The organism is Priestia sp. 53B2, assembly GCF_056099005.1.
Map to the genome: position 1 here is coordinate 726,362 of NZ_JBLZXA010000008.1, position 11,734 is coordinate 738,095.

At 38.1% G+C, this 11,734-nt stretch carries 10 protein-coding genes; all 10 read right to left on the reverse strand.

Translation table 11 applies throughout. The features are described from left to right. Positions 1 to 40: 40 nt before the first annotated feature. Positions 41 to 217, reverse strand: a complete 177-nt coding sequence (locus tag ACN6NE_RS07115; protein ID WP_013059186.1) for a hypothetical protein — start codon at positions 215 to 217, stop codon at positions 41 to 43. 51 nt (positions 218 to 268) lie between these two features. Further along, entirely contained in the window at positions 269 to 1,066 is a 798-nt protein-coding gene (locus tag ACN6NE_RS07120) for a DUF92 domain-containing protein (RefSeq protein ID WP_129704777.1), read from the reverse strand. After that, positions 1,053 to 1,619 carry a 5-formyltetrahydrofolate cyclo-ligase gene (locus tag ACN6NE_RS07125; protein ID WP_216887380.1) on the reverse strand — a complete coding sequence of 189 codons (567 nt, stop codon included), beginning with the start codon at positions 1,617 to 1,619 and terminating at the stop codon, positions 1,053 to 1,055. Before ACN6NE_RS07125 ends, ACN6NE_RS07120 begins: the two co-directional genes overlap by 14 nt. 46 nt (positions 1,620 to 1,665) lie before the next feature. Then, positions 1,666 to 1,815 (reverse strand): 50S ribosomal protein L33, encoded by a 150-nt coding sequence (gene rpmG / locus ACN6NE_RS07130; RefSeq protein ID WP_013059189.1) that lies wholly within the window; start codon positions 1,813 to 1,815, stop codon positions 1,666 to 1,668. A gap of 242 nt (positions 1,816 to 2,057) precedes the next feature. Beyond that, entirely contained in the window at positions 2,058 to 4,337 is a 2,280-nt protein-coding gene (locus ACN6NE_RS07135; protein WP_474324979.1) for a sugar phosphate nucleotidyltransferase, read from the reverse strand. Then, a complete protein-coding gene (locus tag ACN6NE_RS07140) occupies positions 4,334 to 6,652 on the reverse strand; it encodes a glycosyltransferase (protein WP_129704783.1) in 2,319 nt (772 codons plus the stop codon). The genes ACN6NE_RS07135 and ACN6NE_RS07140 overlap by 4 nt, the downstream gene beginning before the upstream one ends. Next, positions 6,645 to 7,139: a DUF4912 domain-containing protein gene (locus tag ACN6NE_RS07145; RefSeq protein WP_129704785.1), complete on the reverse strand. Its 495-nt coding sequence runs from the start codon at positions 7,137 to 7,139 to the stop codon at positions 6,645 to 6,647. The genes ACN6NE_RS07140 and ACN6NE_RS07145 overlap by 8 nt, the downstream gene beginning before the upstream one ends. Positions 7,140 to 7,332: 193 nt before the next feature. Then, positions 7,333 to 7,992 carry a phosphate signaling complex protein PhoU gene (phoU, locus tag ACN6NE_RS07150; protein ID WP_013059193.1) on the reverse strand — a complete coding sequence of 220 codons (660 nt, stop codon included), beginning with the start codon at positions 7,990 to 7,992 and terminating at the stop codon, positions 7,333 to 7,335. A gap of 22 nt (positions 7,993 to 8,014) precedes the next feature. Continuing rightward, complete coding sequence (pstB, locus tag ACN6NE_RS07155) at positions 8,015 to 8,812, reverse strand: phosphate ABC transporter ATP-binding protein PstB (protein WP_438616512.1); 798 nt, start codon at positions 8,810 to 8,812, stop codon at positions 8,015 to 8,017. Positions 8,813 to 9,446: 634 nt separating this feature from the next. After that, positions 9,447 to 11,624, reverse strand: coding sequence for a peptidoglycan D,D-transpeptidase FtsI family protein (locus ACN6NE_RS07160; RefSeq protein WP_129704789.1), 2,178 nt, complete (start codon positions 11,622 to 11,624; stop codon positions 9,447 to 9,449). Positions 11,625 to 11,734: the final 110 nt, after the last annotated feature.

An 11,734-nucleotide genomic window follows, 5' to 3' on the forward strand; every position in this document is an offset into this window, starting at 1 on the left:
CTTACAGGTCTGTAAGGTGTTTTTTATGTATCTTTCGCTCTTAGCGGAAGACCTGCTTCATTAAACGATCCCGAACAAACGGCAAATTAAAAAATGAACGAACAGCTAGACTGCGGATAAATGAATTTCCAAACAGCGAATTTAAAACACGGTATCTCATTTGATAGCCCAGCGTTCCAACAACTAAAAGCGTAAGTACTAATACAATATGTCTCATTTTCAAGCCTCCTTACGTTTACTTTGCTCCTATGACGAACATTTTATGCTCTTATATAGGTAAAAGCAGGATAAGGATTCCGCCTGTAAAAGCAGCAAGCAAAATAGCGGCAAGATTCACAACATCATTGTTAAAGAAAGTTATTCCTTTCTCTTTTACCGTTGGCTTACGGCAATGATCTTTCCGTTCCGTTTCAATACCGCAGTTTTGACAGCGAAAGCGAACTTGCACACTTGCTCCAAGAAGAGTGTCTATAGCGTTTCCAATAAAACCAAAGCACCCGACTATCAATATACTACTTAGCGATACGGATGGAAAAGCAAAATAACAAGCGGCAGCAATAAGAAAAGCTCCGGCTGCTCCGGCTGCTGTGCCTAAAAGTGAAACGGCTCCTGAGGTACCCGCTTCTACTCTCTTTAATGTCCAAAGGTAAAACGGCGGCTTCTTACTAAGAGACCCTATTTCAGATGCCCATGTGTCCGCATTAGCAGCTGAGATACTGATCATAAACATCCACATGTAAACAGGAAAAGCTGTTGCAGCATATAACAAACCGCAAGCAGCAGCTACACCTCCATTAGCAAGGACTTGAATATAATCTCGCCTGTCGTGCTTCTCTAGCTTTTCTTCTAATGCGCGTTTTTTTTCTTTTTTGTACTTACTACACAACGTAGAAGTGCTAAAAAATAAGAGTAAGAGTAAAAAACCTTGAAGCGAAAAACCGATATAAACGCTCGCTCCTACGATAAAAGACATGCAGGCTCCCGATACTGTCAGTGCTTTTGCTATGTAGCCTGCTCCTGCCATGAGTAATATTACAATTATCATGACAGCATCAAACGGGTTCACAGCAAATAAGCTCCTTCTCTGTCAAAATATATTCAACGGGAATATCATGAGATTCATATGGGACCTCTGAAACGACTTGACAATCAAACGCAAGGCTTAGCTTCTGTCCGGTATAATCTGTTAGATAACGATCGTAATAGCCGCCTCCATAGCCGATACGATATCCATTTTTGCTATATACCACGCCAGGCACAAGGAGTAAATCAATTGAAGATTTTGAAACGGGAACAGTTTCTTCAACAATTGGCTCCGCTAACCCGTAGTACACTGTTTCAAGCTGTGAAAAATTCGTAATCTCGTAGAAAACCATTTGAGATGTTGTGGGGTTGCATTTTGGAACAGCTACTTTCTTTCCATCTTTCCAAGCACGTTCAATAATGGCTTTCGTATTAACTTCTTTATTTCTTGAAACTGTAGCTGCAATGACTCTAGCTTCTTTCCATAAACAAGTTTCATACAGTGCATTTGCTATGCTTGTTGAATGTGCCTCGTGCTGCTCTTCAGAAATTAAATTAAGAACGCGCTTCATCTCTTTGCGCAGATGAGATTTCATTTTAATTCCCCCTATAAAAAAAACAGCAGGATTGTACTCCTACTGCTTACTTTGTTTCACGATGAAGTGTAACTTTTTTAAGTCTTGGGCTGTATTTTTTTAACTCAAGACGATCTGGGTTATTACGCTTGTTTTTAGTTGTAATGTAATTACGGTCACCAGTTTCAGTGCAAGCTAATGTAACGTTTACGCGCATCTATTTTCCCTCCAAACATTATAAACATAAATCAGACTTTAATATAATATCATTTTTCGAAAGGAAATGCCAGTCTGTTTTTTTGAAGAAAGTCATTTAATTTCATTTCTTCACTTTTTCTTTCCTCTTAGAGCCCTGAGCTCCTTCTCTGCTACGCCTTATATATAGATGAAGTTTCCTGAAATAAGCGGAACTCTTTTTATGAGAGGCGTACTTTCTTTCTTTTAAATAAAATCCATTATTTACACTCTTTGATACTCTTGTATTTTTTCTACAAAATATGCCGACAGCTTCTTGGCAGTCTGAGTGTTTAACGCCTCTGAATAAATATTTAATACAGGCAAGTGACCATCAGGCAAAATAAGCGTCCATTCATGGGGATCATGGTAAATTTTTAAGCCATCAATGACATACACTTGTTTACCGATTGCTTCTTCTAATAGCTTCTTCATCACTTGTTCTTGAATTTCTAGCGGACATGAAATATACCGCCAGTTCATATAAGCGTGCGGGACATATTGAATCATTTCAGAAATTTTCCGCTGTTGCACCATAATTAATTCGATCAGCTGACATAAAGCGTACATAGCATCTAACTGAAATTGAACGGGCCCCAACAGACTAAGCAAATCACGTTTTTTTGCTTTTGTCCTCATAAATGATTGATTGAGAGATTGAGCAAATGTTTCTAGTGTGGATGAATAGTGTATAGGAATAGGAACGAATGCTACTTTTTTTGTCATGTATACGCTATAAATATAAAGCGACATAATTTCTGAGTCATTTACGATGCAGCCTTTTTCATCATATAAAGCAAATGTTTCTCCATCTTCTTTAATCTGAATACAAAAAGACAGCTTATTTCGTTTAATTATTCGTTTGATTTCTTCTGTTTTCTCCCATTTTTTTAAAAATAAAACGTGGACACGAAGACGCTTACATAATAATTCGACAACTTTCTGTATAAACGGCGAACAAATCACGCCAATACGCGTACTGTCTTCTAATAAAACATGCTGATTAATTGATTTTACTAAAGCATCACAATATTCTTCCCTGATATTTCCTATGCTTGTTTCTTTAAGTGAAACAGAAGTTGTTATGTTTGCTTTTTTAGCTTGAAGGTACATCCGCTCAATCTTTTTTTCAATAAGCTGATTAACTAATTGCCCTTTCTTGTCATATATTTCTAAAAAGAGGCCGCTGTTTTTGCTATCCACACCAATATAAATACCAATGCTCGCTTGCGAAGTCATCATGTAATATCGAAATACCGGAAGAGCTTCTTTTTTAATATCATACACAGCTGAATGATTACTCCGTAAAAAAGAAAAGCATTCTTTACGAAGTTGAATGGCTTCTCCTTCATCATCGCTTGCTAGACAGAACGACCCTTGGTGTTTGCATACAAGTAATAACGCATTGTATAGTCTTTCTCGATCAACAGATGAATGTACATACAGGCGACCGTTTTTGAAGATAGAAACATCTGGTTTTACAGAAAGTTGAGGTAGCACTTGATTTTCAGCTACTGTATCTTGGACATACGTAGTCATTGCTTGAACATTTACATAGGGACCTATCGTAGCGTTGTATAAAAACGATTCTGCCCCCACCGTTACGTTTTGAAGCAAAATCGTTTTATCGATTGCAGAATGTGCTTCTATGATACTATTGGTTCCGATAATCGTGTAAGGACCAATTGAAGCACCTTTTCTAATCACAACATTTTCTCCTACGTAAACCGGATCGTAAATAGTCACCCCTTCTTCTATAAGCGCGTCATCTGAGACAATACTTTCCTGTCTATTGCCAAACCACTTCCTCCATAAATCATAGTGTGCTTGACGATAATGGTGGATTTGCCCAATATCAATCCAATAATCTTCCGTTACAAAACTGCACACAGTATGATTATATTCCAAAAGAAGCGGGATAATGTCAAAGCTAAAATCTGTAGGACCATAAGAATTCACGTAATCAAGAACGGATTTTTTGATCACATACACTCCCGTATTAATCAATCGGCTATTGGCCTGTTCGTAGGTCGGTTTCTCTACAAATCCCGTGACTCGATGCCCTTCATCTATCGTCACCACTCCATAACCCCGCACGTCGTTTACTTCTTTTGTAACAATGGTCATTTCGCTTTTTTGTTCATAATGAAAATGAATAACGTCTTGAAGATTAATTTCTGTTAAGGCATCTCCACTAATAATAATACAGTCTTCCTCAATAAAGGCCTCTGCTCGCTTAATTCCGCCCGCTGTTCCAAGAGGCTCTTTTTCAATAAAATAAGTAAGCGTCACTCCCCACTGAGAGCCATCCCCAAAGTATTCAATAATTTGTTCATGCCTATACTGCAGCGTAATCCCAATCTCTGTAATTCCATGTTTCTTAAGCAGTTCAATGCTATATTCCATCACAGGTTTATCGTAAAGCGGCAGCATAGGCTTTGGAATCGTATAGGTCAAGGGCTGCAGTCTTGTTCCTTTACCGCCAGCAAGTATAATGGCTTTCAATTTTTTGCCTCCCTCCTTTTTTTATCCTGGCAAATGTGATGTTGAAACAGCTTACTTGTATCAATAGCGATTTTTTCCCAGCTAAACATAGTTGTTGCTTTTCTATACCCATTTTCGCTGATTTTTGCAGCCGTTTTTTCATTTTTTAACAAAAATTCAATACAATTGATTAATTCGAGCGTATCTCCTCGGGCAAACGTCAGGCCCGTGTCGAAATGTGAAACAATATCGCTTAGACCTCCTGTATCAGCAACGATAGTTGGCTTCTTGGCTACCATCCCCTCTAAAGCCACAATTCCAAAAGGTTCATATAGACTTGGAAAAACAACCATTTTGCAAGCTTGAAGAAGCTGATTTCGTTCGTTATCGGTAATGTATCCAATAAAATACACGTATTTGTCTAATTGCTTTTCACTTACCTGTGTTCGAAACTCATGAAGTAAAGGCCCTTTTCCTGCCACAACGAATTGAACATCTATTTGTTTTTTCTTAAATAGTTCCGCTGCTTCAATAAATAGCTGAAATCCTTTTTCATATACAATTCGTCCAATTGAAAAAATAATAGGGGCCTTTCTAAAATTATATTTCTTTTGTAAACTTTCTTTTAGCCGCTCATTTACTGCGTCGACTACCAGCTGCTTGTCAATTCCATTTGGAAATATAGCAATTTTATCTTGCTCTACGTGAAATAAAGTGATTAATTCTTTCTTCATATAGTCGCTGCAGACAATGATTGAGCTTGATTGTCGAATCAGCTCCTCTTCTTGCAAGTGAATTTTCTGCTGCATGTCATTATGAATACCATTATTGCGCCCATGTTCTGTCGCATGAATGGTCGTAATTAGCGGTCTATCCGTTTTATCTGCTAAACATTTTGCAGCGGAGGCAACAAGCCAGTCATGAGCATGAATAACGTCAAAAGACAGCTTGTAGCCTAACTGCAGTCCTCTAAGAGCCATAGCCACGTTCAAACTGTTTACCCATGTCAAAAAATCCGGATGATGAGGCTGCAGGCTTTTAACTCGGTAAACGTGAACACCGTATAAACGCTCATATTCCGGCAGCCCCTCTACATACGTTGTTAATACATTAACGTGATGACCCGCCTTTGCTAACGCTCTGGATAAATCAAATACATGTCGTGCAAGTCCTCCGATAACTAGAGGAGGGAATTCCCATGCAAGCATTAAAATGGAGAGACCACCTTTATATTGATTTACTGATAAAGCCGCCGGCTCTATCCCTTTTGTAGGGTATAAAAAAGAACTTCCTGAAAGAAAACTGTTTTCGCTATCCATCCTTGGATTCTCTTCGTGACAAAGAAAATCAAATAGTTTTACTTGCCTTTCGTATTCATCTCTGACTTTTTCAAAATTATAAAGCCAATCGCTGCTACTTAAAAGGAGCCACTGTCGGTAGATAGCATTCACCACGCTAGGATGTTTAGAATCGATAACATCTAGCATCGCCTCTGACTTCTGTACGGTTGAAATAAACAATTGATTGTTCTCACTGACAAATTCGGCGCTTTTTGTTGCACCGTAGAGTGCAAGAGTTTCGTTTTGATGAAACTCTATATCCCTCGCGTAATCTAAAGGATATTGAAATGTACCGCTTACTGCTTGCATTCGCTGAAAGCCAAGCGTGTCCTTAGCCTTCAAATCCAAAACAGCGCTCGCTTTATTCATTGCTCCTTCCTCAACTTGTTTTCCTTGCTTAGGATATGGGAACAAGATAATGCCAGCAGGCGACTTTTTTAGTTCATCTGTTGATGACTTCACAAAGGTATAGCGTATTTCATGAGATTTTAGGAGCATATCTACTTGATGAGTATACTCTCCTTGCTGTATAAAAAAACCGACGGGCTTTTTTTCAAAAAACTGTTGAAAAACACGTATTGCTTCTGTAATTTGGAGATTTAATGTTTGTTCGGTTTTAAGGGTGGAAACGAACGCGTTCGTTACGGTAGTAGGAATACATTCCATCATGTCATGCTGAAAGAAATATTTGCAGGCTGAGAACAAGCTCCCGTCCCACTTTTTTAAAAAAGTGAGTGCTCTCTGATGCTGCCGGCTTGAAAACTGGTGTAAATATTGAGCGTAACGAGTGTTAAACTCCTCGTCGTTTAATGCGTTCGAAAACACACAAGACATCACAGCTGTTGCACCTATCAATTTCTTAGACTCAATTTGATCTAAAAAAGGGATGAATTCGTTCGTTACTTGTTCAAACAGCGGATACTCACTCTCTGCTTGAAGTACATGTAGCAACGGACAATGCATATAAGTTAAAAGAATACAGTCATCACTATTCATATTGCTTCTTCACCTGCTCCAAGTCATTTGAATATAAGGAATATGTGCTAAATTCATTTTGAACACCCTGGTAAACTTTTACAGGTTTGTACATCCAGCCTAACGAAGTTACATTCACTTGTTCATGTTGTTCTTTCATCAAATAAACTGGATTCGAACGAAGAAGGGAAAAAAAACTTCCTTCTTTATCTTGAATACCAATATCTATTACATACGTGCGCTCACTTTCCAAGCTGTTCATAAACATGAAGTCTTGCTTAGGAGTAAGACCCTTCATATAATAGCGGTTTGATTCATGGCCGTTAAAATGAAGACCTGTTATATCATACGTACACATAGCTAGATTCAATTCTTCCCACCGTGTTGAAAACATACTTTCTACCATCTCTCGAATATGCTCAGAAAACGACCAGTGAACATAAATACGAGATGAGTCAAGCTGAGTAGCTATACACACATTTAAGTTTTGAATAAGATTAGCAGCCACTGTTTTATCACTTCGTTTCTTAGAATGTTTTTTCTACATATAAATGCCGTATAAACTTATTAACATCTTACCATTCAGAAAAAGTTGCCACAATAAACGCAATTTGTCGATTTATGTTAAAAATTCAGGTTAACGTAGTAATTATAATTTACTAACAAAAAAACCTCTTCGCTTATTAGAAGAGGTTTTTCTACTATTCGTTTAAGTCGTAGCGTTTGCCTTTTACAAGGTAAAATACGCTTTCTGCTACATTAGTGGTATGATCAGCCATACGCTCTAAATAGCGGGCTACAAATAAAAGCTGCGTAATTTGGTTCATAGCCTCCTGCTTTTCTTTAGCAAGACTTAAAAGTTCTTTGATTGTTATTCCGTAAAGCTCATCCACTTGATCGTCCATTTCCGCTACTTTTTTAGCCAACACAAGATCTTCCTCGTGATAAGCTTTTAACGAAAGGCTCAACATTTCAATCGAAATATCATGCATTTTCTTTACGTGTTCTAACGGCTTAATTAATTCTTCGTTTCCAATTCGTATAGCTGATTTTGCTACGTTAACCGCAAAATCTGCCATACGCTCAACATCCGAAGCAATTTTAATTGCCACAATGATACGTCTTAAATCGATAGCCACCGGCTGCTGCTTTGCAATCAGTAAGATAGCTAGGTCATTAATTTCTTCTTCTAAGTCATCCACGTATGAATCGCCGTCGATAATTTCTAGCGCCAGCTCAACGTTGCTTGTTTGCAACGCTTCAATTGATTTTGATAGCGCCTCATGCGTTAAGCGCCCTATTTCTAATAATTTTTCACGTAATATCTTTAAATCACCATGAAACTTTTCGCGTACAACCACTCATCCCATCTCCTTGTATGTCTTAACCGAAACGACCTGTAATATAATCTTCTGTGCGTTTATCAGATGGCATTGAGAAGATTTTATCTGTTTCTGCGTACTCTACCACTTCTCCATTTAAGAAAAATGCTGTTTTATCTGAAATACGTGCCGCTTGCTGCATATTATGGGTAACAATAATAATGCTGAAGTCTTTCTTTAATTCTTGTACTAACTCTTCTACTTTTAATGTTGAAATTGGATCAAGTGCAGAAGTAGGCTCATCCATTAAAATAACGTCGGGTTCAATAGCCAAGCAGCGCGCAATACAGATACGCTGCTGTTGTCCACCTGACAACCCATTCGCATTTTGATTCAAACGATCTTTAACTTCGTCCCAAATAGCTGCTCCTCGTAAACTTTTTTCAACAATTTCATCTAGTTTTTTCTTGTTGCGAACACCATGAATTCTTGGACCGTACGCAATATTATCATAAATAGATTTCGGGAACGGATTTGGCTTTTGGAAAACCATTCCTACTTGCGTGCGCAGCTCTTCCACATGGTACGATTTATCAAAAATATTTTTCCCTCTATACTTAATTTCACCTGATGTACGAACAATTGGAGTCATTTCTACCATACGATTTAATGTTTTAATATATGTTGATTTTCCGCACCCTGATGGACCGATGATCGCGGTAACTTCGTTAGCATGAATGTCTAAATCAATATTTTTTAAGGCATGTGTGTTGCCATACCATAAATTCAAACCTTTTGTTTTATATACAATTTCTTTTGTTTGCGGAGTATTTACTTTTTCTTTGTTAGTCAATTCCATTGTTATTGCCATTGGATAATCCTCCTTCATCGTCTTTAACCGTTTTGAGCACAATAAAAGTCTCTCTATGTCTATTTAATATCTATTGTTTACTATCAGTGTAAATAAATACGAGAAGCCGAAACGCTTCCCCTTATTTTGATCATTTCTATTAACCCTTACACTTACAGAATAATAGCCGACTATTAATTGTGTTTTAACTCAATGTAAAGCTTTTGTAAACGAAGGTCTATCTGCGTGTTTTTTAGGTAAAAAACTAGTTCTTTTGACCCTTAAATTCAATTAAAAACCATATATGTAAAGATTTATAACAAAAAAAGAAGAGGTAGGGACATAACTAAATTAATTCAATCTAAAGATGGGTAAAGTAGATAAATAAGCCAGTATGAATCACTTTCGATACCGCTGTTGATTTTCGTGCAAGGCTTCGCTTTCCACGGGCGACCGGTGAGCCTCCTCGTCGCTTCCGCTTTTCCTGCAGGAGTCTTCACCTTGCCCTCCAATCAACCGCTAAAAGCACCTACATACACGAAATCTACGTCCACCCTACCAATAAAAAAATCCGAACAAAGTTGATTCTTAATCAACTTCGTTCGGATCTTACTTCAACTAATATGCTTTTGTCCCAGCCTCTTTAATTGGCGTCGTTTGCAATGACAGCCTGTTGATTCTCTTCTTGGTCTTTTACTTCTTGTTCACCTTTTTTCTTTAAATCAAAATACGTATCGAGCGCAGAACGAGCAAGCTCTTTTGTAATGGTATTTGGTGCACTTGGCACAAATGCCGATGGTACCACGACAGCTACTGCAATTTCAGGATTATTTGCCGGAGCAAAGGCCACAAAGTTTGAATTATTAACTTTAATCGGATCCCCTCCGCTTGGGTTTTTCTCATAGGCTTGTGCCGTTCCTGATTTACCAGCAGGATTATAGTTCGCTGTATGGAAAGCTGCATACCCTGTACCGCCTTGTTCTTGCGTAACGCGCTTAAAGCCATTTTGAACATCTTTAATGTATTCTTCTTTCATCGTAATACGATTTAACACATCAGGTTCAAATGAATGCTGCGTACCGCCAATTTCATCGGTTTTAATCGTTGATTTTCGGATTTCTTTTACTAGCTGCGGCTTGATGCGATACCCTCCATTAGCTATTGCAGAAGTATATTGAACAAGCTGCAGCGGCGTGTACGTATCATACTGACCAATTCCTAAATCAAGCGCCGTACCTGGAACATCGCTTCCGCCTTGGACACCTGTTGATTCGTTATCAAGGTCTATGCCTGTTGATACGCCTAAGCCGAACTGACTGTAGTAAGAACGCAGTTCGCTGAATGTATCAGGTTTAATCGGTAAAGTCATGTTTTTATGATACTGTAACCCAGCCATAGCCATTACCGTTTTAAACATAAAGACGTTGGATGAATATTTTAACGCAGATGAATACGTTAAGGGTCCTAACCCTTCAGCCTCAGCTGATTTTTTAACCGGTGTTCCTTTAATTTTTAACGGTTCATCAACGAACACTGTGTTTGGCTTAATAGCTCCTGAATCTAAGCCGGCTAAAACCGTTGCTCCTTTTACAACAGAGCCCATTGTATAAGATGTTGAAATATTTCCTAATGCAAAATCTTCTATTTTAGGCGCTCCAGTCTTCTTATCAATGGTGTATTTTTTACCTGCCATTGTTAAAATTTCTCCTGTGTGAGGATCCATCATAATAACAAAAGCACGGTCTAAAAATTGCGTTCCTTTCATTTGCTTTTTGGCTAAAAGCTGGTCCGTAATTTGTTTTTCTACTGCTTTTTGAAGCTCCATATCAATAGTTAAAACCAAATCACTGCCGCGTTCACCTTTAGACACTTGAATTGTATCAAGGAGATTTCCTTTTTTATCTGTTACATATTGGACTTTTTCTTTTTGACCGCTGAGCTGAGCTTCGTATTGCTTCTCTAAATAGCTCGTCCCAACTTGGTCATTTCGGCTATAGCCTCTTGACAAGTAATACTGTACTTTATCTTTAGGCAGTCCTTCGTTGGCAGATGATACATTTCCAAGCAAAGTACGAAGAGTACTGTTTTCTGGGTATGAGCGATCCCAATACGTTGTTGTATCAACACCTGGAAGTTCATCTAAGTGCTCACTTACAACGGCATACTCTTCATTTGTCACACCGCTCTTAACAATTTGCGGGGTGTTAGAGTAACCTGCTTCCATTTGGCGCTTAATAGCGAGAACTTCTAAATCACTCTTTAGACTTTCTAAATCTTTTTTAGAGATGCGGTCTAACTGACGTTGATACAGTTCGTCATCAGTCATTTCACCATCTTGAACTTTTTTGCGATCAGCTTGCGTAATTTTCTGTTCCGCTTCTTTTGGGTGAAGCATAATCCAATAATCCTTCATATCGCGTTCTGTAATTTTTACCACATTTTTAGCATCTTTATTCTTTTTATTTTCTGGAATATCAATCACATTTGTGGTGTAAGGAACATCGATCATAGTGGCTAACTTTTTAGCGATGCGCAGCCTTTCTTCAGCTGTATTTCCTTGAAAACGAGTATATGTAATCGTATTTAAAGAGGTATTATCTACAATTACGCGGTTATAACGATCGTACATTTTCCCTCGAGGAACAGGCGTACTGACCGTAACGTCCTGTGTTTTTTCGACTTCTCGTTCGTAATTCTCACCGTACACAATTTGAACAAGTCCCAACCGCAAAATTAATACGGAAAATAGGGCAAATACGGTCAAGAAAAGTAAGTTCACACGAAAAGGCACGTGACTTTTTCTTCTTTTTTTCTTTTTCATACCAACACCTACACTTTATAAAACATATATACCATAACACCATAAAATCAGACATTTAGCAAATAAATAGACACCTGGCAGGTGCCTATTTACACAACGTATTTATTCTA